The 23534-nt window shown below is 45.0% G+C and carries 22 protein-coding genes and 1 tRNA gene; 12 read left to right on the top strand and 11 right to left on the bottom strand.

From position 1 onward, the window contains the following. The first annotated feature begins 9 nt into the window (after positions 1-9). Positions 10-1122, top strand: coding sequence for an NADH:flavin oxidoreductase (locus tag ACJJID_RS19490; RefSeq protein WP_444920889.1), 1113 nt, complete (start codon positions 10-12; stop codon positions 1120-1122). 70 nt (positions 1123-1192) lie between these two features. Here the strand turns inward: ACJJID_RS19490 and folK are convergent, their stop codons facing one another. The 3 genes from folK to tsaD are packed head-to-tail and all read right to left on the bottom strand — an operon-like array spanning position 1193 to position 3154. Beyond that, entirely contained in the window at positions 1193-1684 is a 492-nt protein-coding gene (folK, locus tag ACJJID_RS19485; protein ID WP_444920888.1) for a 2-amino-4-hydroxy-6-hydroxymethyldihydropteridine diphosphokinase, read from the bottom strand. Between the two features lie 2 nt (positions 1685-1686). Continuing rightward, the gene (folB, locus tag ACJJID_RS19480) at positions 1687-2076 is read right to left on the bottom strand and encodes a dihydroneopterin aldolase (RefSeq protein WP_152450989.1); all 390 of its coding nucleotides are present in this window, start codon (positions 2074-2076) and stop codon (positions 1687-1689) included. Between the two features lie 43 nt (positions 2077-2119). Beyond that, positions 2120-3154 carry a tRNA (adenosine(37)-N6)-threonylcarbamoyltransferase complex transferase subunit TsaD gene (gene tsaD / locus ACJJID_RS19475; protein ID WP_444920887.1) on the bottom strand — a complete coding sequence of 345 codons (1035 nt, stop codon included), beginning with the start codon at positions 3152-3154 and terminating at the stop codon, positions 2120-2122. A 173-nt stretch (positions 3155-3327) separates the two neighbouring features. Here tsaD and rpsU point away from each other — a divergent pair, with 173 nt between their 5' ends. From rpsU to ACJJID_RS19430, 9 genes are all read left to right on the top strand, one after another. After that, entirely contained in the window at positions 3328-3543 is a 216-nt protein-coding gene (gene rpsU, locus ACJJID_RS19470; protein ID WP_020411530.1) for a 30S ribosomal protein S21, read from the top strand. Positions 3544-3743: 200 nt separating this feature from the next. Then, positions 3744-4190, top strand: a complete 447-nt coding sequence (locus tag ACJJID_RS19465) for a GatB/YqeY domain-containing protein (protein ID WP_444920886.1) — start codon at positions 3744-3746, stop codon at positions 4188-4190. Positions 4191-4214: 24 nt separating this feature from the next. After that, positions 4215-6188 (top strand): DNA primase, encoded by a 1974-nt coding sequence (gene dnaG / locus ACJJID_RS19460; RefSeq protein ID WP_444920885.1) that lies wholly within the window; start codon positions 4215-4217, stop codon positions 6186-6188. Positions 6189-6383: 195 nt separating this feature from the next. After that, positions 6384-8267 (top strand): RNA polymerase sigma factor RpoD, encoded by a 1884-nt coding sequence (gene rpoD / locus ACJJID_RS19455; RefSeq protein WP_444920884.1) that lies wholly within the window; start codon positions 6384-6386, stop codon positions 8265-8267. A gap of 90 nt (positions 8268-8357) precedes the next feature. Next, complete coding sequence (locus tag ACJJID_RS19450) at positions 8358-8777, top strand: diacylglycerol kinase (protein WP_444920883.1); 420 nt, start codon at positions 8358-8360, stop codon at positions 8775-8777. 307 nt (positions 8778-9084) lie between these two features. Next, a tRNA-Ile gene (locus ACJJID_RS19445) sits at positions 9085-9161 on the top strand. A 531-nt stretch (positions 9162-9692) separates the two neighbouring features. Further along, on the top strand, positions 9693-10439 hold the full coding sequence (locus tag ACJJID_RS19440; protein ID WP_444920882.1) for a hypothetical protein: 747 nt from the start codon (positions 9693-9695) through the stop codon (positions 10437-10439). 98 nt (positions 10440-10537) lie between these two features. Beyond that, complete coding sequence (locus tag ACJJID_RS19435; RefSeq protein WP_444920881.1) at positions 10538-10957, top strand: hypothetical protein; 420 nt, start codon at positions 10538-10540, stop codon at positions 10955-10957. Between the two features lie 107 nt (positions 10958-11064). After that, positions 11065-13455, top strand: coding sequence for a hypothetical protein (locus ACJJID_RS19430; RefSeq protein ID WP_444920880.1), 2391 nt, complete (start codon positions 11065-11067; stop codon positions 13453-13455). 312 nt (positions 13456-13767) lie between these two features. Here the strand turns inward: ACJJID_RS19430 and ACJJID_RS19425 are convergent, their stop codons facing one another. From ACJJID_RS19425 to ACJJID_RS19415, 3 genes are all read right to left on the bottom strand, one after another. Then, positions 13768-13986, bottom strand: coding sequence for a hypothetical protein (locus ACJJID_RS19425; RefSeq protein WP_444920879.1), 219 nt, complete (start codon positions 13984-13986; stop codon positions 13768-13770). A 34-nt stretch (positions 13987-14020) separates the two neighbouring features. Beyond that, positions 14021-14230 carry a hypothetical protein gene (locus ACJJID_RS19420; protein ID WP_444920878.1) on the bottom strand — a complete coding sequence of 70 codons (210 nt, stop codon included), beginning with the start codon at positions 14228-14230 and terminating at the stop codon, positions 14021-14023. A 330-nt stretch (positions 14231-14560) separates the two neighbouring features. Next, positions 14561-14794, bottom strand: coding sequence for a helix-turn-helix domain-containing protein (locus ACJJID_RS19415; protein ID WP_444920877.1), 234 nt, complete (start codon positions 14792-14794; stop codon positions 14561-14563). Positions 14795-14934: 140 nt separating this feature from the next. Between ACJJID_RS19415 and ACJJID_RS19410 the strand changes: the two genes are divergently transcribed. Next, complete coding sequence (locus ACJJID_RS19410; RefSeq protein WP_444920876.1) at positions 14935-16854, top strand: ankyrin repeat domain-containing protein; 1920 nt, start codon at positions 14935-14937, stop codon at positions 16852-16854. A gap of 131 nt (positions 16855-16985) precedes the next feature. On the opposite strand, the gene ACJJID_RS19405 is transcribed toward ACJJID_RS19410, so the two are convergent. The 3 genes from ACJJID_RS19405 to ACJJID_RS19395 form a co-directional block, all read right to left on the bottom strand. Beyond that, positions 16986-17564, bottom strand: a complete 579-nt coding sequence (locus ACJJID_RS19405; RefSeq protein ID WP_444920875.1) for a hypothetical protein — start codon at positions 17562-17564, stop codon at positions 16986-16988. 27 nt (positions 17565-17591) lie between these two features. Further along, positions 17592-18305 (bottom strand): AHH domain-containing protein, encoded by a 714-nt coding sequence (locus tag ACJJID_RS19400; protein ID WP_444920874.1) that lies wholly within the window; start codon positions 18303-18305, stop codon positions 17592-17594. A 165-nt stretch (positions 18306-18470) separates the two neighbouring features. Further along, positions 18471-19538, bottom strand: a complete 1068-nt coding sequence (locus tag ACJJID_RS19395) for a tyrosine-type recombinase/integrase (protein WP_444920873.1) — start codon at positions 19536-19538, stop codon at positions 18471-18473. Between the two features lie 623 nt (positions 19539-20161). Here ACJJID_RS19395 and ACJJID_RS19390 point away from each other — a divergent pair. Beyond that, a complete protein-coding gene (locus ACJJID_RS19390) occupies positions 20162-20917 on the top strand; it encodes an HNH endonuclease (protein WP_444920872.1) in 756 nt (251 codons plus the stop codon). 123 nt (positions 20918-21040) lie between these two features. Here ACJJID_RS19390 and ACJJID_RS19385 read toward each other — a convergent pair whose 3' ends face one another. Beyond that, on the bottom strand, positions 21041-22054 hold the full coding sequence (locus tag ACJJID_RS19385; RefSeq protein WP_444920871.1) for a DNA cytosine methyltransferase: 1014 nt from the start codon (positions 22052-22054) through the stop codon (positions 21041-21043). Between the two features lie 26 nt (positions 22055-22080). Next, a complete protein-coding gene (locus ACJJID_RS19380) occupies positions 22081-22557 on the bottom strand; it encodes an EVE domain-containing protein (RefSeq protein ID WP_444920870.1) in 477 nt (158 codons plus the stop codon). Between the last annotated feature and the right edge of the window lie 977 nt (positions 22558-23534).

Raw genomic sequence — 23534 nt, 5'->3', positions numbered from 1 at the left:
GAGAGAAATATGAGTGGTTCCCTGGACAACCTACTGCGTCCTTTCGAGCATAAATCCCTAAAGCTGCGCAACCGGGTCGCTATGGCCCCCATGACCCGCACTATGTCACCGGGCTATGCAGCCAATGACCAAGTGGCCGGCTATTACCGCCGCCGAGCTGAAGGTGAAGTGGGACTGATTATTACCGAAGGTACCTTCGTTAATCATAAAGCCGCAAACGGCTACGAGAATGTACCGGCAATCTACGGTGAAGCCGCTCTCGCCGGCTGGAAAAAAGTGGTAGACGAAGTGCACGCTGCCGATGGCCAGATTATCCCGCAGTTATGGCACGTAGGCTCCGTGCGCAAAGAGGGCATAGGCCCGGATAAATCAGTGCCCGGCTACTCCCCCTCAGGCTTGTTCAAACCCGGCAAGCCCAATGGCCAGGCGATGAGCAAAGAGGACATCCAGGAAGTTGTACAAGCTTTTGCGTACGCGGCGAAAGCAGCCAAGGAAATTGGGTTTGACGGTGTAGAGATTCACGGCGCCCACGGCTACCTGATCGACCAGTTTTTCTGGGAAGGTACCAACCAGCGCGATGACGAGTACGGTGGCTCCATCGAAAATCGCACCCGCTTTGCAGTGGAAATTATCAAAGCGGTGCGTGAAGCCGTAGGCGAAGATTTCGCCATAGTGCTGCGCTACTCCCAGTGGAAGCAGCAGGATTACGAAGCCAAGTTGGCGCAAAACCCGGAAGAACTGAAACGCTTCCTGACACCACTGGTTGAAGCCGGCGTCGATATTTTCCACGCCTCTACAAGACGCTTCTGGGTGCCAGAGTTTGAGGGCTCTGATCTCAACCTGGCAGGCTGGACCAAGGAGCTGACTGGAAAACCGGTAATTTCTGTCGGCAGTGTTGGTCTGGACGATGATTTTATCGGCGGCAACAACCAGGGCATGGGCGGTACCGCCAACCCTACCGATCTAGGCGAACTGACCCGCCGTATGGATAACCAGGAGTTCGACCTGATTGCCGTTGGCCGCGCACTATTACAAGACCCACACTGGTTCGCCAAGGTGCGTGAAGATCGCGCGGAGGAAATCACGCCGTTTACCAAAGAAGCACTGATGAGCCTAAGTTAATTACTCCTAACAAAAAAGCAGCCTCAAAGGGCTGCTTTTTTTATCTACATTTTTTAAAAAATTATTGGAATCACGGCCAAATAAATTCTACCGGCCACAATTTTTGTGAAGCCTGGTCGTACTCATTCCACAGCTGACGGTAAGTTTTCTGCTCGACCGGATGCAGTACTTCAGGTGCAATCTCTGCCAGAGGCTGTAAAACAAAGGCATTTTTTACAATCTCACCTCGAGGCAATTTTACCCCGTCGACAGTTCCGGTCAGGTGATCATAGGTGAGAATATCAATATCCAGGGTGCGCGCGCTGAACTTGGGCCCTGAGCGCAGGCGGCCGTTGGCATCTTCAATACCTCGCAGACACAGGGCCAGCTGCCCTACCGGCAGGTCAGTTTGCAACCCCACCACCAGGTTGTAAAAATTATCGCCCTGGAAACCCACCGCTTCACTTTCGAAGACCCGAGACACCTGTAATTCGCCAAACCGCCCGGCCAGGGCATCCAGCGCTGCGCGGATATATTGCGCGCGATTGATATTACTGCCGAGGCTGAGATACACCTGAGCCACGTTTATACTCCCGCAGACATCGCTGCTGCACCTATTGCCGGCCTCTCGCCGCGCTCGATAATGACACCCACATCCCTGGACCCTCTGACCGCGCCCGGCTTGGACAAACGCAGTCGCAGCCAGCTTACAGAAAACTCTTCCCTGACAATTGCCGCAGCCTGTTCCGCCATGGTTTCCACCAACAGGAATTCGCTGCTCTCAATAAAAGCGATCAGGCGCTTGGCCACCGCCTTGTAGTTCAGTGTGTACTCAATATTGTCTGTGCGTGCCGCTTCACTGATATCGAAAGCCATCTCCAGATCAAGGCTAACAGTCTGGCGTACTTCCCGCTCCCAATCGTAGATACCAATAATGGTATCCACCTTTAAATCCCGTATATAAACAATATCCATTGATCGCTCTTTTCTTTTTACTACCAGGCTATCCCTGGAGTTTTTAAAGCTCAGTTTTGGGCAGCTCAGTCATAGGCCAACGCGGGCGTACATCTACTGCAAGGCTCGTCTGTTCCCCAGCTTTCAATCGCAAACTACCGGCATAGGCGATCATAGCGCCGTTATCGGTGCAAAACTCATGACGGGGATAGTAGACATTGGCACCGTCCTTGCGCAGGCTCGTTTCCAAACGCTCACGCAACAATTTATTCGCGGAAACCCCACCGGCAATCACCAGAGTTTTATAACCGGAGGCTTTAATTGCACGGCGGCATTTGATCACTAGAGTATCCACGACCGCCTCCTGGAAAGCTGCCGCAATATCTGCGCAAGTCTGTTCATCCGGCAGGCCATCTTCGAGGGCGTGCTGACGTACAGTGGTCAGGGTAAAGGTTTTTAATCCCGAAAAGCTGAAATCCAGCCCCGGTCGGTCAGTCATAGGACGCGGGAAGGTAAAGCGCTTGGGGTCGCCTTTCTCAGCCAAGGCTGCCAGGCGCGGACCACCTGGATAATCCAGATCGAGCATCTTGGCGGCCTTGTCGAAGGCTTCACCGGCGGCGTCGTCCAGGGACTCCCCCATCAATTCATAGTCGCCAAGGCCGCGCACTTCGACTAATTGGGTATGGCCACCAGAGACCAGCAAGGCCACAAAAGGAAAGGCCGGTGGATTATCCTCCAGCATCGGAGCTAATAAATGCCCCTCCATATGGTGCACCGCCACGGCGGGCACATCCCAGCCATAGGCCAGGGCACGGCCGGCACAGGCGCCCACCATCAAAGCGCCTACCAGGCCTGGGCCGGCAGTATAAGCTACGCCATCCAGGTCGGAGGGCCGGGTATTGGTTTTAGCCATTAACTGGCGCACCAGCGGCAAGAGTTTGCGCACATGGTCGCGGCTCGCCAGCTCAGGCACTACACCACCGTAATCGGCGTGCAAATCAACTTGACTAAACAGAGCGTGGCCGAGCAGACCAGACTCCGAATCATAGATTGCAACGCCAGTTTCGTCGCAGGAGGTTTCTATACCGAGGACGCGCACTTGATTTCATTCTCGTGACTACTTCGAGGGGTGCTTATCATACTGGAAAATAGGGTTGCGATCCCGTATGGGAGTGTTTAGAATTTGCGCCCTCGCTGTGAACCGGCCACCGGATGCAACTGCGAGAGCATTGCCGGAATGGCCGAGAGAAACGAATTTTAACAGGTATCCTAATGCCCTCTGTACGAATCAAAGACAACGAACCTTTCGATATCGCTCTGCGCCGTTTTAAGCGCTCCTGTGAAAAAGCAGGCGTACTGTCTGAAGTACGTCGTCGCGAGTTCTACGAGAAGCCGACCGCAGTACGTAAGCGCAAAGCTGCTGCCGCAGTTAAGCGTCACGCCAAGAAGCTGCAGCGCGAAAACCGCAAGTTCCAGCGCCTCTACTAAGAGCCGCAGGCAGCATTAAGCCTGTCGCAGCGAGGCAGCCAGACGGGCTCAGCCCCGTAGCGGTATTCAAAACGGCGTGCGAGCCCTACTCGCGCGCCGTTTTTCGTTCTGCCAACCGCATTCTCCAAGCACGGCAGACGCGCTATCCTTAGCGCTCAACTCTCTAAACCACAATCAATGCCAATCCCGGAACACTCACTATGAGCACTCTCAAGGACACTCTGACTCAAGCCACTAAAGACGCAATGAAAGCGCGCGACAAAGAGCGCCTGGCCACCCTGCGTCTGATCAATGCTGAGATCAAGCGGGTTGAAGTGGATGAGCGCATCGATCTGGATGACGCACGCATCCTCGCCCTGCTAGACAAGATGACCAAGCAGCGCCGCGATTCCATCACCCAGTACGAAAAGGCCGGCCGCGCGGAGCTGGCAGCGGTGGAACAAGCCGAGATCGAGGTTATCCAGGAGTTCCTGCCCAAGCAGTTGACCGAAGAAGAAATCAGCGAGATCGTCACCTCTGCAGTGCAAAGTACCGGAGCCAGCGGCATGGCGGACATGGGTAAAGTGATTGCCCAGGTGAAGCCCCAGGTGCAGGGCCGTGCAGATATGGGTGCGGTGAGCAAACTGGTTAAGGCTCAGCTGGCCTAACCTCCAACCCGATTACGGAACACTATGCCCAGCAAGATCCCCCAGCACTTTATCGACGATCTGCTCGCCCGCGCAGATATCGTCGAGCTGGTGGACAGCCGGGTAAAGCTGCGCAAGACCGGAAAAAACTACTCCGCCTGCTGCCCCTTCCACGACGAAAAGACACCCTCTTTTACCGTGAGCCCAGACAAGCAGTTCTACTACTGCTTCGGCTGCGGCGCCAACGGCAACGCGATCGGCTTCCTGATGGAGTACGATCGCCTGCCATTTCCCGAAGCCGTAGAGAAACTGGCGGCCACCCGTGGCCTGGAAGTTCCTCGAGAACAACTCGCTCCAGGGCAGGAGAAACGCCAACGGGAAAGCCAGAGCCTCTACCAGCTCGCGGAAAAAGCGGCCGAGTTCTACCGGGAACAGCTGCGTGGCCACCCCGCTGCTGGCAGCGCCGTAGCCTATCTGCGCAATCGCGGCCTATCTGGGGAAATCGCACGAGATTTTGATATCGGCCTGGCCCCTCCCGGCTGGGATAATTTGCTCAATGCCCTAGCAGATAACGCAGAGAAAGCCGACCAGCTGGAGCTGGCCGGGCTCGTTATCCGCCGCCAGGACAGCGATGGCAACAGCAAGCCCGGCGGGCGCCACCATTACGACCGCTTCCGCAACCGCATTATCTTCCCCATCCGCGACCAGCGCGGTCGCACTATTGCCTTCGGTGGACGGGTGCTGGGGGACGAAAAACCCAAGTACCTCAATTCCCCGGAAACCCCAATTTTCCACAAGAGCCGCGAACTCTACGGCCTGTGGGAAGCGCGCCAGGCCGATCGCAATCTGGAACGCCTGATCGTGGTAGAGGGCTACATGGATGTGGTAGCCCTGGCTCAGTTCGGTATTCGCTGCGCCGTAGCCACCCTCGGCACCGCCTGCGGCGAGGAGCACATCCAGCTGGCCTTCCGGCACACCAGTGAGTTGCTTTTTTGCTTTGATGGTGACCGCGCCGGCCGCGCCGCAGCGCGCCGGGCACTGGAGTCCGCCCTACCCCATATGCAGGACGGCCGCAGCCTGCGTTTTTTGTTGCTACCGGAAGGAGAAGACCCAGACACCCTGGTTCGCCAATTGGGCGGCGAACGCTTCCAACAATTGATAGAAGAGCAGGCGCGCCCGCTGGAGGACTTCCTCTTCGATCTGCTCAGCGAAGATATCAACTTGCAGACCATGGACGGCCGCGCACGCCTATCCAAGCTTTCTGCTCCCCTGCTGGATTTGTTGCCAGAAGGCGTTTACCGCCAACTGATGTTCCAGCAGCTCGCCTCGCGTACCGGTCTCGACAAGGAGACTCTACAGGAGGTGATTCGCGCGGAGAAAAGCCGTAACGCCCAGATACAGCGGGCACAAGCACAGCCCGCAACCCCCAGCTCTGCCCCAAACCCCACTGCCGACCTGAGTGAGGGGCTCCAGCACCGCACCCCACCAGAACCCTGGCCCCGCGAAGGGGAGGCTCATCCAGAACACTCCCCCACTCTCGTGGACAACCCGCGCCGCACAGGCCAGTACCGCCTGCCCCCTGAGCGTATGCTGGTGGCATTGATACTGCACCACCCGGAGCTGGCCGCAGAGATTGAGGACTTGCAACAGTTCCACAGCACCGGCAACCCAGACCTGGTGCTATTTGCACAACTGGTGGAGCTTTTCAAAAGTCGTCCACAGCTTAACTTCCGCCAATTGATCGGCCACTGGCGCGCCCATCACGGTGCTGAATCCAGCGATATATTGGCAAAGCTGGCCATATCCCCTCTGGTATCCGGGGTTCGCCATCTGGCCCAAGGAGACAGCAACCTGGAATACGACCCCCTTGCTGAGTTCAGCGACTGTCTGCGCCACCTGGAAAAGTCCGATGCCAAACAGCGCAATCGCAATCTTTTAGCTCAGTTAAAAGCCGGTGCCCAGCTCAGCCAGGAAGAACAACTGGCTTTATTAGCCAATTGGCGCAAAAAAGACAATTAATCTGCAATAACCCCTTGAAAACTGCGGTCTCAGCACTATATTCACTCACCCCGCCGGGCGGGATCGGGAACCCCAGCACCCTAAACTTCGCACCAGAGCCGTTACTTGACAGCTAGAGTGGTTATTGCTAGTGCAAATACGCTATAATCCCGCGTCTTTGTCCCGTATTTTCATCCCCAGAATTCAGGGTTGTGCATGACCGACAAAACCCAGCAACAAACCTCCCGCATTAAGGAGTTGATCGCCCGCGGTAAAGAGCAGGGCTATCTCACCTATGCCGAGGTAAATGACCACCTCCCGGAAGATATTTCCGATCCAGATCAGGTGGAAGACATTATTGGCATGATCAACGACATGGGTATCAAGGTGTTCGAAAGCGCACCGGATGCCGAAGAGTTGTTGATGGCCGAGGGCGACAGTTCCGCCGACGAAATCGCCGCTGCCGAAGCTGCCGCCGCACTGGCCGCAGTTGAGTCCGATGTAGGCCGCACCACCGATCCGGTACGTATGTATATGCGCGAAATGGGCACCGTAGAGCTGCTCACGCGCGAGGGCGAAATCGCCATTGCCAAGCGTATCGAAGAGGGCCTGCGCGAGCTAATGGCCGCCCTCGCCTACTGGCCTGGCGCAGTACAGCAAATCATCGATGAGTACGCACTGATCGAGAAGGAAGAGCGCCGTATCCCAGACGTAATTTCCGGCTGGCTCGACCCCGCCGAAGACGTGCCACCTGGAGCCCAAGCCGGCCAAGCAGCTGAAGCAAGCGAGAGCAGCAGCGATTCCTCCGACAGCGACAGCGAAGATGGCGATGACTCCGACGACGACGCCGACGACAATTCCGACGAGGAAGAGGAAGAGAACGCTGGCGGACTAGACCCTGAGGAACTGGCTGAGCGCATGAATGCGCTAATCGCCGCGCAGAAAGCTGCCGATGAAGCCATCGCCGCCCACGGCCGCGACTCCAAGGAAGCCGGTACCGCTCTGGAAGCCGTCGCCGAAGTATTCCGCTACTTTAAGCTGGCTCCGCGTCAGTTCGATCCACTCTACGGTGAAGTACGCGATATCCTCGATAGTGTACGCGAGCAAGAGCGCGTCACTATGAGCCTGTGTATCAAGCGTGCTCGCATGCCGCGCAAGACCTTTATCAAGGAATTCCCCGGCAACGAGACCAACGAAGATTGGATCCCCGCGATCATCAAGAAAAAGCGCGACTACTCTGACGCACTGCGTCATGTAGTGGACGACATCGTCCGCGCGCAGCGCAAACTGGCCCAGTGCCAAGAGCGCGCCAACCTGGATATCGCACAGATCAAAGAGATCAACCGCCGCATGTCCATCGGCGAGGCCCGCTCCCGCCGCGCCAAAAAGGAAATGGTGGAAGCTAACCTCCGCCTGGTGATTTCCATTGCCAAGAAGTACACCAACCGCGGACTGCAGTTCCTCGACCTGATCCAGGAGGGCAATATCGGCCTGATGAAGGCGGTAGACAAGTTCGAATACCGTCGTGGCTACAAGTTCTCCACCTACGCCACCTGGTGGATTCGCCAGGCCATTACCCGCTCCATCGCAGACCAAGCGCGCACCATCCGTATCCCGGTGCATATGATTGAGACTATCAACAAGCTCAACCGTATCAGCCGCCAGATGTTGCAGGAAATGGGTCGCGAGCCCACGCCAGAGGAGCTGGGCGAGCGCATGGATATGCCGGAAGACAAGGTGCGCAAAGTCCTCAAAATCGCCAAGGAGCCCATTTCTATGGAGACTCCTATCGGTGACGATGAAGACTCGCATCTGGGTGACTTTATCGAAGACCAAAACCAGTCCTCCCCGGTAGACACCGCCACCCAGACCGGCCTGCACGACGCCACCCGCTCCGTGCTGTCAGGCCTGACCGCGCGTGAAGCCAAGGTACTGCGTATGCGCTTCGGTATCGACATGAACACTGACCACACTCTGGAAGAGGTGGGTAAACAGTTCGATGTAACCCGTGAACGTATCCGCCAGATCGAGGCCAAGGCCCTGCGCAAGCTGAGGCACCCATCCCGATCGGAGCACCTGCGGAGCTTCCTCGACGAGTAAGCCCCCACGAAAAAGCCCGGCTCGACCGGGCTTTTTTATGTGACACAATCATGACCGCCCGCAAGGGCCTACGGATGGCAGGAGAGCAGCATGCAAAAAGAAGTCGCCAACAAACCGGAAGAGTCTGAAAAAGTCGCCAACAAGCCAGGCAAAAAAGGCATTGCCCGCCTACTTGCCGCCGCCAAATATTCAAGTGAAGGTCTCACCGCTGCCTGGCGTAATGAGGAAGCTTTTCGCATTGAAGTGATCCTCGCTATCTTCTTTGTCCCTTTTGCCCTCTGGGTTGGAGACACCCCCGCTGAACGCGCCGTATTGATAGCTGTTAGCCTGGTGGTATTGCCTTTGGAGCTGATCAACAGCGCTATTGAGGCCACTGTGGACCGCATAGGAGCCGAGAAGCACCCACTGGCCAAGATCGCCAAAGACACCGGCTCTGCCGCCGTAGCGATGGCCCTGTTAATGTGGTTTATCGTCTGGGGTTGTATCGTGATCCCCAAACTGCCAATTTAGCCGTGCTAATTAAAAAGTATTAAATATTAAAAAGGGAGGCTAAGCCTCCCTTTTTAATATTTGAACAACAGTACCAACTGGCGCTAACAAACCAAACAAACGTACCAACAATTAAAATAGTGATACTCAACCCTTGTTATCTAGGTCAGCAAACTCAACAGAAAGATTCGATCAAATAATAGTCACTGGGACTGACGTTGTTTCGAAAACTCGATAGGAAGAAATCTCTGCCACAAAGGCATTGATTTAAAAGGAAAAATCTTGTACTTTGCCCAACCGCTTGCAACGATACCCGCAAGCAAAGTGTGGGCCCTTAGCTCAGTTGGTTAGAGCATCCGACTCATAATCGGCAGGTCCTGGGTTCAAGTCCCGGAGGGCCCACCATTTTTATTTCCCAGTGAATTCCTGGCTAATTCAGCTCCCCATAATTAAACGCCTGTAAGGGAAGTATCCACTTACTCTCCCCCTAACTTAGGGCCAGATTACGATGTATTTCTCGTTTTCTAGGGCCCGCCGATTCTGAAAAATTCAAACACTTATTGGTCCACTATTGGTGCGAGTTCAGACCTCGTAAGGAAAATCGTGTATTTTTAACTGCCAAAAAATTGATCGATAGGGCTTCTCTCTGATGCAAAGCATCTCATCAATCTTAAATCACGGTATTGATTATGACTCCCTGAATATTAAATGCTCAGGTGAACATTTACGATTTTACAAATACGCACTCAATACAAGCTTGAAATGGCTTAGACCCTAGATTGCCAACAAAAAGGACCAACCATGAAAGACACTAAGAGCCCTCCCTCCCAAGTTTACTCGTACAACTTCCGCACCTTTACCCCCCCTTGACGCACTTCACCAGCAAGAAAGTACTCAGCCACATACTAATTACCACTCGAAGTAAATGGAGAATAAATGAGCGAACAAATATTTCTCAGAGATCTTGAAGGTGAAACCCCTAAAGTAAATCTTAAAACCGTACTCGACGGGGCGTCAGAATTTTATGATGATTTTATAGCAACAGTTTCAAACTGTATTCCTTCGATAAAAGATGAATACTTTGATTTCAAAAAAAGTCACCTAAAAAAACATATCGAACATTTAGCACCTTATGTTTGTCATCATAAATATGAACTCAAAGATGCTAAATTTGCTCCTAGTGGATCAGAATTACCCGAGAATCTAATCCACTCTGTAAATACCGTCTATGAGTTTTGGCGTAGGCAAGTTTATGAAGAATCAATGATTTTTAACGAGCTTTCGACCAACCAGCGCTACTTTTCACTATTTGCTCGAGCAGCTAAGTGTCGATTCCAGATAGATTACAATGCTCCTTCGGACCATCGTGCTCCTGACGAGAACTATGAAGATGCATGCTACTTTCTCTCTGGTGATCTCGCTCTACTGTGCAGTATAAATTTATATAATGATGATTGGGACAAGGCCCTAACATCCAATAAAATTCTTGTGGAGCCAAAGTTCTCTACCATTAAAGGAATCTCTTCCATAAATTTCCCTAAACACAGAGAGTTTGATGGATTTGCAAAAGGGAGAAAATCTGGAGGGAAGCCACCCAAAGTGCTATATCAAGAAAATGCTAAAGAGTGGCTCTCCCACGAAACCGTACCTTACACTCCCACCAACTTTGTGATTAAGCCATAACACGAACTCTACGAATATTCAAGGTGGTTAATTCTAGAATACAAGTTGGGTTGTAAAAATAATAATCCTCACTGAATTCAACAGCGAGGATTACTCTCATGACTCAAACATACGTTCCCCTCTTTGGCGCCCCCCAAAATCCATTTTCAAGGCTAGTTCTGAATAGTGGTGAAGTGTTGGCGATAATCCAATCCAACATAAGCCAGGACAGACTGTTAACTCTCACTATTTGCCATAGAATTGGATTAAAAGCATATAGCGGTCCAGTAGAAATCTCTCTCAATGGAGTAAAAGGAGAAGCTTTTTCTCTAGATACGCTTAGCAACCAGTGTGACATATTCAATGTTGAGGATATATTGCATTATGCTCTACTAAACCTAAAAAACCTGACCAGTGATGAAAAAAAATTCTTAGAAACTCCACTCGATTATCTACGCAAACTTGAACTAACTCATATCCCCAAATTCATTCAAATTTTGAGAAAGTTTAACCCTGATCAATTCAACTGGGGTTTTTAATTACCCCTAACAGGGCGCTATAGCGCGCCCGTAATCTTTTCTTTATTAAAGTCGCCATTTAGCTATGGGGGTCATAATTCGCCCCCGACAATACAAACACACAAGACATGAACGACATCAAATTTACAGTAATTAAAAAATTAAACTCTCATAAAGGAAAAGTACTCAGTACAACATGGGAAGAATTTGTAAATTATATAATCAGTGATGGGCATGAAGTAACGAGCACAAAGAATAAAAGAATTCCCTTTTTTTCAATGTCAGAATTTAGGGGTGGAAGAAAGACAAAGCATATTAAAAGGGTTTATGGATTGATTCTCGATATTGATGGATCATTCAATATCGGGGATACACAAAAACAGCTTGAAGACTTCGAATACCTAATGTATTCCACTTATTCTCACAAAATGGAAAAGAACATTGATAAAATTCGAGTAATACTTCCTTTTAACACACCCTATATGCTCACAGAGGTTACACGCAGAGTGAATCTTCTTAAACGGATATTTCACTACTCTGATCCATCATCGTTCAATGCAACACAATTTCAGGCGCTTCCTAACTGCCCATCATCAAGAAGAAAATACGCATTCATAAAGCGCAATCTTGGGAAAAAATTTAACTTAAGCAAACTTCCCAGCGATCAATTTCTTACGGACATAGAAAAGGACACAGCTAGAAAATCACAAAATATAAAGCAAATAATTCCAAAGACAAACTACATATCACCGAATACTGTAGTTAGATTTAGAGATGGAGCAATTCTAGCAAGAAAAATAAATCGGCACATTCACAACGTGTTATGCCCAACTCATCAGGATAGCAAACCATCAGAATTCGCAGATGTAAATAGCTTTGGAGTTCCTTATATCCATTGTAAACATTGCGGTACCATATGGGTAGACATGGAGGGTTATGACCCAAAATCTGACATGCCCTTCCAATTACTGAAAAGCAAACATGAGCAACATCAGACGGAAGTTGAAAGCCTCCACTCTCAAAGCACAATATATCAATTGCTTAAGAAAATTATAGACAATCTATCTCTTCATAATGTCATTTACGGAGCCGAGGGCACAGGTAAATCCCATCTAGCAAAAATATTATGTAACGCCAAGAAAAGTTTAATTTTTGCCTGTCACTCTAACAGGCAAGCCGAAGAAAAATATAGAGATTTCACTGAGGCAGGTTTAAATCCTTTTCTTTTGACTAGTAGATCCTATGAAATAGAAAAAACTTTTGGGATAAGACCCGTAGTTCACCCTAAAAAACATCCTTGGGATCTTGGCAGACTTGACAAAGTAGCGACCCTTAATTTAATTCGTGAAAAAAATCCAAACCTCACAGAAGATGCCCTTACTAGAATTCCGTTTGAGCACTCTAGTAATACCCACCCTATCGATTGGCGATCCTACTCCCTAGTAGTAACCACCCACGCTAGGCTTCAGCGACTTGGCTTTTTGAACGCAAGGGGAGCTGAAGACGGGTATGATCCCCCTGTGCCGAAGGATGTCATTATATTTTACGACGACGCAACAATAGATGACTTCATGACACTGTTTACCTTTCCTTCCAATATCAGAAATATAAAAATAGCTGGTCAACTAATTGATGTTCACATTCCCCAAAAAGATAATAAACTTTATTACATCAAGCCAGAGTCTCTCCGTTTCGGTTACGGACTTGAAAAAAACTTAACTATTATTACCACTACCGAGCTTCTGATAGTTGAGATGATCTCTCAGCAGCGACCTGAAATTTCCATTCACGATGAACTACTTCCATCAGCGTCTAAGCTCGAAGGGGGAGATATCCATCTAATATCAACGAAGCTCGTATGGTCTAAGTTTGATGGGATTATCACATTGCTTATAGAACGATTATCTCGCCATGGCTTCAAGCTAGAATATATCGCTAATGGTCAAGGCTGCTCAACAAACCTCTGCAACAGCAAAGGTCTAAACAGTCTTAGTGAGAGTGCAACGATTATAGAAATCAGTATACCGGCTCCAGAAGAAACAATGCGACTTTATGAGCAATTCAATGGGGAAGTGGAAGAAAGGGTCATCAACCTTGCAATAATGCTCGATAAGCTTCATCAAGCTGTGGGACGTAATAGCGGATATCGATTCAGGGGAAAACCTTGTGTAGTGCTGGTAGACCCCAAATATTTTAGAGCCATCGAAAAATACTCTCGGTACTCTTTTGTATCGACAAGTTTGCCAGATAAGGAAAACCCTAAGGAATATCCAAGAAAACAACCCACATTTAAGCACCTAGAAGAAGCTATGCGCTGGTATATAAATCGCCTTGATGTTTACCTCGGAGATGGAAGGAAGGCTGAGTATGATTGCATCGCATCACTGCGTAAGGTAAGGGGCCAACAACATGCCATTCGTAAGAAACGAATTACAACTGCCCTTAACAACTTGGCTAAAATATATCCACACAGGGAAAAAGCTCTCGATAAACTTCTTGCAAACCTGCCAGAAACCTAGGAGAACTTTAGACCAACGTAATTTGCTTAAAAAATAGCCATAGGCGCCTAAATTTATCACCTATATGAGACACACAAATAAATCCTTATAAATCAATAAGTTAGGCGCCTTCGCTCTAAATATGTAATGAAGATAACCTATTTAGAGGCCTAATAGAAACAGGTGCTTAGCCATAGCACCGTTACTAATCAGCTATCTCCTTAATCACCAGGAACTCAAATCAATTACGCAACTCTTGGTCATGTCGAAAAGTTTGTGGATCTGGATTGTCATAGGTATAGATCCAACTGCGGGGAAAATAAGCAGTTTGATCTAAGCTGTCCGGTTATTTTTTGACCATTTTTTTCGGATTAATGTGTAATAGGTAGCGGCGCCAGCAGGGGTAAGACCACAGTTATTAACAAACTCTTCAATGATTTCCTTCCGTTTTACTCCTTCCACTTTACGCATGCGCTCATAGGCTTTAGTGGCCATTGCCATTTTAGATAACCCTGCGCTGCTTTTCTTTGGATTTTTTTCACTCGTTTTCATGTCCGCTCCAACTTGGGTTACTTTCACTGGGTAGTCATTTCTCTGAAAGATTTGACCAAACATAATGGGTTAGCTCCTGCATCGCTGTTATTGATATGGATTCCATACCCGCAATATCTTCAAACAACTCACCACACTCGATAGCGACTAGATCCATAGATATATCATCATAGGGGTAACGCTCTTTGATGTTACATGCTATGGCATTGATCTGTTCAAGGGTGATCCTGTTACTTTTTTTCATTGAATAAGCATCAATTCATTCTTCAATCAGGACAACAGAAGGCACTCGTTGATCTAGGGAATGAATTTGAAGATGATAAATTCTTCAACAATAACGAGCGGGAGATCAATATGAAGGAGATTTTGGTTCGGCACCCAAATGGTAAGTTAGCGGGACGACTCCGCGACTTACCAAATAGAATAGAGGCTAGAAGCCCAAAGGGTGTGTTTTTAGGCTGGTATGACAAAAGAACCAATAAAACTCGTCGAGCAAATGGGGGACTTCATACTCTTGGAAATACCGTCTCATCCCTGATAGGGCTTAGTGCCTAACCAACCCAAATCGCGGTGGTTATTTCTTAAACAACTTCAGCCCTTCACAAGGTTCGAGTCCCAAGGCGTGGCAATATTGGACATATTCAGCCACATCTAGCCTTCTTTCTGCGGTCTCGACCTTACCGATGAACGAGTGGGGCTCGTCAATCATTACAGCCAAATCTCTCATCGAGTAGCCACGCGCAAGCCTTCCTGCCTTAAGCCAAGCAATTAGACGCAGATAATCATTTGAATGAATAGACTTTTCCATTTGTCCCCATTATGGGAACATGTAATAGATGTACCCAAAATAGGGACAAAGCGATTAACTAGTCCGACATGGGAATCGAACACAGCAAAATATGATCATTAATTACTCAAAGCAGATAGTATTAAGTAGGAAACCCGGTCATGAAGAATTTAGCTCTAAAAGCACTATTAGTTATCATCTCTACACTAGGATTAGGCTGCGATAAGCTTGGAAGCGAAGCCAATTATGACTCAATTATTGGGGACAAAATTGTTATACCTAAAGAAGCTCATATCATTGCTTGTAAGACTGGGTCCAGTGCATTTACGGTTAGCGGTCTAATAGGAGAAATTGAAGATGAGAATGTATCACAGCTGATAGGTAAGTTTTTTCAAGAAGGTGAGTGCTCAGCAGAAACGGCCAGCTCTGACCTGACGGTAGAGGTTATTCAACTAGGAAAGTTTCATGAAAAGTCTACCACACTTGGCTTCCCATTCTATTCAGTAAAAATAAAACATTCCAATGGTAGTAATTTTACCTACCCTGATGGAGATAAATCGGAGGCATGGGTCAGTAGCGACTGGTTACTCGGATTAATTAAACAATCACCCGAACTAGCCAAGGCATCCCGAAAAGAAAAGGATATCAATTCAAAATTCAGCCCTAAATTACAATACCTAATAACAACTTTTGAAGAAGGTGGGCGTAAATCACCAACACTTGCTGCCAATCTTTCTTTGTATAAAATTTTTGGTCAGCATGGTTTAACTAAAAATACAGAAGAAGCAATAAACTTACTTGAATTCGCATATAAAAAGGAAAAGTTAACTGGATTTCGTGAGTTTTGGAAAGCTACCCCTTATATTATAGCCGCGTATTATTATAGCCTAGATCCAAAACTATCCAAATATCCATTTATTGCGGAAGCACATAGTAAATTTCAAAACTTTCCAATGGCATCTGGTTGGGAATTCCTGTGTAAAGGACTGCGAGAGGGTAGCAAAAGCCAGAGAGATGCTGATGATTGTTTAGTAAGCATAGCTAAAAAAGATCTCAACCTTGCAACATTTGCATATTTTCACTATTTTGAGACCCTTCCGTCCCGATCAGCACGGTCAGAGGCCGCCACATATGCAGTGCATCGAAATGATTATTTGATCGATAAAGAAGTTAGGCGGCCTGTAATTGTAGAGTTAGTTGAAACCGGAATTGATTTATCCTTCACTCTTGATCAAGATTATTATGGAAATGGAACCATTCTTCATGGTGCACTCAAAAACTCAGATTTTGAGTTGGCGAATTACCTAGTAAGCAAGGGTGCTTCGGTTAAAAACATTAATAGGGTCAAAGACTCATCTATTCTCATAGCCCTAAACTCTCTTCATAAAGAGAGTCCAAAGCATAAAATACTAGAAGCTCAAAAATTCATAAAGACGGCAGTTAAGTCAGGATTGGAATTAAATAATGTATTCGATGAACAGGGTTATTCCCCAATAATGATTGCAGCCAAACATGGTATAACTTCAATAGTAGATATATTGTTAGAGTACGGAGCAAACCCAATAACTAAAAATACAATTCGAAATGGAAAAGATATAGAAGAGCTTAACGGAATAGATCAAGCCATCAGATACAAAAATATTCAGCTAGAAGCTGTATTCAATAAACATGGATTTTCTGTCGGAAAGGAATTTGATAATCTAAGAAAACTTATTCATGAAGAAGAGGTTATAGAAACCAAGCGAGTTGCAGAAGCAGAGAAAATAGCTGCAACACACCCATATTTAGCAGAGATTAGTTGTAATGTGGGCTATTCAATTCAGCCTATATATGGATGCTTAAAGAAATATGGCTCTATAGTTTACAAAGATGAGCTTAACAATGTCTCATACAGCGGGATTGATTTAATGTATAACAAAAAACTGGAAATTCCATTAACTGAGAAATTTGTATTGCAGGTGCAGAATGGAGAAGGGAAATATAGCCGCATTGATGTCCACATTACTGACATTGTAACAAATAAACTGGTTTACAATGATCGAGCAGAAGGCCCATACAAGGTAATTAGCGTGCAAAATTAACATTAGCTTTTTAGCACACTCCACAATTTGAGTGTGCTATGCACCTAATACCTAAGTTTATTCAAAAGTATCAGCTGAAATAATTATATCTATTAGCAGATATTGTCTTAAAGTGGGAAATTTTCAGTGCACTAGAAAACTTCTGATAATTCAGAAGAAAATCTAATGCCTTTAATGCCTAAATCATCCAAAATTTTACAAAAATCCGATGAGCAATATAGAGACCGATACCCATCATATTGAGTCTTAAAGATCAGGTTTTTTCCTATATCTTCTTTTCTAAAACTTATTTTCTCTAAATCTAGGACCTGATCATTTTGCTCAGTATTATGGCTCCCCATTTCTTCAGCAGATACCTGATTTTGGCAATTGAAAATCCAAAAATTCCCAGCGGGAGTGGACACTGGTAAGAACTCTCCTAAAGAGCAAATATGCTCAGAAATAGCTTCTTTAGCTTTGTCTGAAAAAACTAATGTACCATTCACCCAAGTGGTTACATCTGGAATTTCTGAAGTAACATTAACCCCATCAGCAGCTATAAAATCAGCATTGAGATCTTCCCAGTTATCTTTTAAAGAAAGGTTATGTTTATAAAAATGCATCAAAGACTTTGCAGGAATTTTTTTCCCAAGCCTTAGTATCACATCCTTCATTGGAAGCTTAAACGCTAAAAAATCTCTGTGATTACTTAATAATTTAAATGCCTTCATCTTGGACTCTTGTGCAAATATGTAAGCTTAGGGTTCCCAATTATTATCTTTCTTCTCAGTAACTTTAGGGGGTTGCTTACCATCTCTCAAAATGGATTGTATACGTACTAAAGCACTGCGAATTACTGATTCATTCTCTAGCGAACCTAGTAGAAAGTTAACCCAAGTCTCATAGTTATAGGTATGTATTTCAGAGTGGGATGGAGATTTTGGCATAGACCAGTGCCCTTTATCCTTCCTACTCCGAGGCATCCAAACGCCATTATCCGGATCGTTAATTCTAATACCATAAAGATGTAGTAGAAGTCTGGTATCAGCAGTCTGAGGGTGCTTTCCTTTACCCGCAACAATATGATGAGGGGAATGCCGGTCTGATGGTTGTGGTCTTCCATCTGCTCTCATATTCTTTGCAAGAACTTTTGTAGGGTGATGTGGCTCATCTAACAAAGCTAAAGGATCTTCTTCAGATTTTTCTCTACCCCAATTCTGATAACTACTTAACTCGCTTTCTAGTTGTGCGATTGCCTTTATCCTTCGGCGTTCATATTTTAGATGGTTTAGTGCTTCTGCCAATTCCTTTTCTCGAAGCTTTCTATCATGCTCTGATTCTGCTACACAAATATCCTTCTTTTTGTAATATGCCTTTGCTTTAGCTTCGAATCTTGTTATTGCAGCTTCTAGAGGGCTCATTTCATGAATAAAGCGAGTCACCCTGACACCATGATTGTATTCAATGTCCATAAATATCCTTTCTAATATGGCAGCTTATCGCTAATTTCGGCACTAAATGCAACAGCCAGTCACTTTACATGATCCAGAGCTATCCGAAAAGATAATCTATGGATAAAACCAAACTATTTTTAATATATTCACCAATAATTACTCAAATATATTCATACAAAGATTTTAACTAGCTTGAAGTCTCTCAAGAGTATCTCGAGCCTTAACACTGACATCCTTTCTTTCTAGGTGAGCATATATCTGAGTGGTTGAAATATCGGTATGTCCCAGTACATTCGCCACTTCATAGAGAGACAAACCGGATTGAATTAATCTACTCGCACAGGTATGACGAAGATCATGAATCTTAAAATTTTCTATTCCTGCGCGCTTAATTGCAGCGCGAATTCCCTTTGCTTGATAGCCCCTAGCCAGTCCATTTTGGTTAGTGAAAACAAATTCAACAGATACCCGCTCGTTAAACCGCCTTTCGAAAATATGCTTTACACGCGTAGTCATGTAGACGATAGATTCATTTCTTACTTTTGGGCGCCAAAGGTTAATACTACCGTTCTCTATATCAATAGAGGACCATTTTATATTTGCTATCTCGCTATAGCGTGCTCCCGTATCCAATAAGATCACTACAAGGTCATAGTTATCCTGATAACGACGATTCTCAGCAATAGGCCGAGACTCATAGTCCGGTCTATAGGCACGTTTTCTTTTAGGGTCTAACTCATGCAAAAGCCGGCCTTCTTCTTCCTGCGACAGATATCTCAATCTGTGCTTTGGTAATTTAACCTTGGGAAAGGTTAGATCTTTGACCATATAGCCATGATCTCTTGCCCAACCAATAGATGCCCTGATTACCTGAAAATTGTGTTTAATTGTTTGACCAGCTGCACCCTCCTGCTCTCTCAAACTTTTCAATTTGGTAAGGTGCCAATCACGCAGTTCATCCAAGTGTAAACTGACATCCATGCGTTCTGACACAACCTTTACATTGGTTGTTGTATAAAGGCTGCTTCCAGTACCTTCCTTTTGTTTTACGTATTCTGCAAAAGCATCACGAAGGGTAATGCGTGGACGCTCACCTAACTCTTCAATTCGGTGAACCTCTTCCTTCCATTCCCTTTCCATTCGCTCAGCAATTCGCTTATTAGTAGTCTTTGAACTACGACAATACGTTTTACCGTTGTGGTTAAATTGAATGTAATAGTTCCCCTGTCCATTTCGCTTGAATACACTCATAATTAATAGCTCCTAAATATTATTAACTCTTACCAAGTCGTATACCTTCGCTATTATTTACTCTACATTTCAACAGGCTTACCTAATCTAGGAGAAACTATTATCTCTTTACTATTTTCACTTGAATTTATCAATATTCTCTACCCAACCTACTAAAAGATATTAATAGAGCTATCAATATTATGGTTGATTAAATTTATTTACTTTAAGGCAACCTGATATTACCCTGATATTTACATGTTTCTTATCAAATTACTCACTCTCAAAGTTTAGAATCATAGTATAGCTATCTAATGGGTAGGCAGCCCCATTGAGCATCCAAGTTCATTAGGTAATGTCATGATAATCAAACAGCGATCCTTATAATTAGTAAATAAAAACTAATAACCGGATATTGCTGTTAGTGCAACATAAAATTACCAACTAAAAAACCACCTACTATTTACCTGATAGTTTTTATCAACTACAGAGTCAAATAATATTCTAGGATCAAATTCCAGCTATTTAAGTGGGACCTTAGTATTAAACTTTCGATCTACCAACATCAATAAAGCTGCTAATTTGCAAAAGGCCATATTATTTGATACAAGTAAGGCTGGAATATTTACACCGGCAGTAACAAAGTGACAATACTAAGAATTGACGATATTAAGGAAATCCACAAAAACAAGAAAGAAAATGGGGGCGGTTATTTAATAGTTTTCAAAGACAATAGATCTATTCATATACGTAAGCGAAGAACGATTCCTGCATTATTAACATTAATTAAACATGGCGAGGGATGTGAAAACGATTTAACATCTAAAACTGACAACCTAAAAAATTTAAAAATAGAGCTTGGAGATAGGGTGCCAAGCGAGCTAATTCAAGACTCTTACTCTGATGCTAACAAACCTTTTAGTGAACTATGGAATGAAGAAGGCTTTGTTTTTATCCAAAATACACCCGGAATGAAAAGGCAAGGGAGTCAAAAGTATGTTTTGGCCCATTCTGACCACGATAAGTTATTCACTACAGTCAAAAATCCAGAGAGGAAACCCCCAAATAGTGAAGTCAAATCCAAATTATTAAGCAAACATAGTAGTAAATGTAATTTATGTGGTTCCTTGGTAAAGGAACAAAAATATATATCTAAAGGCACCTATTATCGTGATCGAGTTCGGCTAGTTTGGGATCATAGGATTCCTGTTGAAAAAGGGGGAGATAGTTCTGAAAAAAACTACCAACCACTGTGTTTCGCATGTAACAAGCATAAGTGGCAAGTATGTAGCCATTGTGAGTTTGACGGAAAAACTTGTTCTGAATGTGTACTAGCAAATAGAGAGCTAACTAGTACTATAAAGCCAACAGGTGAGGACATCTCAGATCGCTTAGGTTAATTAACAATATGGACATCTCTAAAAATCAATATATTTGTACCAGCTCATATCGAATAAAAGGTCTACGGATCGAGAAATCTGATAGAAATCAGATTCTTAGAGGTGCCCTTAAACGTTGCCCCCTTAGCCTCTACTATTTGTAAGTTTCAATGTTTCGATAATTGAATTAGCGATTGCTTCTATAACTGGCGGACAAACTGCGTTTGCCAGCTGTTTAACTGCTGATGTTCGTGAAACAGGAAATTCAAAACCATCAGGGAACCCCATGATTCTTTTCATTTCGAGTAGACTAAGATGACGCCTCTCTTTTGAATAAACAGGAATCATAGCCCCACCACCACTTACACTTACCGCCAGTGTGGGCAGAGGCTTATCAATTGATAACGCTCTAATACCACTTGACCGCATCTGAAAAATACACTCTTCTAGGTTTACATCCTTATCTTTTCTTTCAAGTTTCTTTCTAGTTTTAGGTACCTCAAAAGACACTTGATCAATATCAATTTTATTAGTATATAAATCTATGTATTCATTCCACTTTTTACTAATAGGAATTGAATAATCTTTCGGCTCAAGAAAACTTCGTAGAGGCGTTGGTAACGTATGTCCTGTTGGAAAGGAGAAGTTAAATGAGTTAATATCCTGTCGGAAAGCAACAATATACACCCTCTTCCGATTTTGTGGAACACCGAAGACAGAGCTGTTCAACACCTCACTATAGAGGGTATAACCTAGTGAGTTAAACTCTTTAATAACTCTTTTAAATGTACTCCCTTTATCATGCCTAACAAAGTTAGCCACATTTTCGAGAAAAACTACACTTGGTTTTTTCTCTTTACAAATCTCGATGATTTTTAAAATTATATTGCCCCGACTATCACTCAACCCTTTTTGCTTACCTGCGATAGAAAATGGTTGACATGGAAATCCCGAGCACAGCAAGTCGAAATCAGGTATATCCTTGATATTCAGCGAAAGTAGGTCAGATACGTGTAAACTTTCATTATAATTTTGATTATATGTTTTTATACAATCAGAATCTAACTCGCATGTATGAACACATTCAAGTCCTAGCTTTTCAAGCGGAAGTCTAAATCCCCCAATTCCAGCGCAATAGTCTACAAACTTCATTTTCATATTTAATCGTTACAAGAATATATTGGTTAGCGGCATCCCGCTTTTAGTATTATATCAAAATCATGTCTTTTGATCTTTCTTACGCCCCCTTGAAAAGCAGTTCCCCATTTAACTCTATTTTGAGGGATGAAACTAAGATCATCCAAAATGCTCTTAACTTCTACCGGCCGATTAAAATATTCAAATGCCTGAAGGTGAAGTACTGTCGATGGATACTCTGAAAGAATTGACTCATGATCAATCGTTCGCATATGGCCAAGCCAAGGAGTGATTGATTTCACTGCGGACATGCCTACGATTGTTTGAGAGTTACTTTTTCTTCCCCCCAGATAAAATAAACATCGATCATTAACTTTTAATTTACTTTTATTCTGGGTACGCCTGTAAAGAGGCCACATCAATTTAGAAATTCTATATTCTAAGATTTCCTTTGCAGAGATAATATTTCCATCAATATCTTCAGAGTCAGATACAACAAATACAAAATAGTTACATTCTTTCATAGATATTGAGTCTTTTGCTCTACCCAAGCTAATATTTTTAGAACACATCCGATGCGAAACAATAGTGTTTGCTCTCACCCCCCCTGATTAGAGGGGCTATTTTAATCTTAAAGGCAGACTCTGGGAAAAAGGATTCTTCCCGGCGACAAAACAGCAAAAAATGATGAAAAGCTTACTGCTTTATATCTCCTCGTCATTCTACCAGATCATCACTATATTAGGCAATAGTCTATCATGATGATCCCTTAACCTTCTTGCTACACATATAAAATATTTTCTTACAATCTTAAATCCCCTACCTTGCAAAAAATTCTTGACAAATCAGAGCTTCAAAGGCAGGAGGGGTGCAGGAATACTATTTGACAACTAAACTTTGTTTGCTTCCTACGGTAAAAGTCTATTCAACCATTCTCATAAGGGTTTGCCATCTTGCCGTGACAGTTTTATCCTATTCTTATAAGTCTTATAGATAGAAGATATTTTTCAAATTCACGTTACACAAACAGTCGTTTTAGAATATCTTTTTATACTAAATCAATCATGATTGATTTTAATTATTAAAGTAGAAGTGGTACTGGGGTATCCTTGGACTCGTAACGAGTTTCGTTGATTCAGAAATTCAATTAATCTATAGCCTGCAGAATCAGTAGAAATTAATGCTTGCTATCGGGGACTCATAATCGGCAGGTCCTGGGTTCAAGTCCCGGAGGGCCCACCATTTCACCTTTCTTCTCCCAATATCATTTCACTAGCCCAGCGCCATGAATAAGTAGTGAGAGATCAGCACATCAAAAGACCCACAGAGTAGGCCCCTGCGTTCTAAAATCGCGAGGTTAGCTCAACCCCGCGGCGGACCAACAACCTAGATATCTGCCACCTGCAATTCAATAGTTACGATATCCGTATATATCACCAGAAAATTAAAGCCCACAGGCAAACAATTTTGCTGACTGAATTCGGCTGCTTCTACTGATCAT

This window comes from Microbulbifer sp. CnH-101-G, from assembly GCF_052466775.1.
This window is presented reverse-complemented; position numbering and strand designations above follow the sequence as displayed.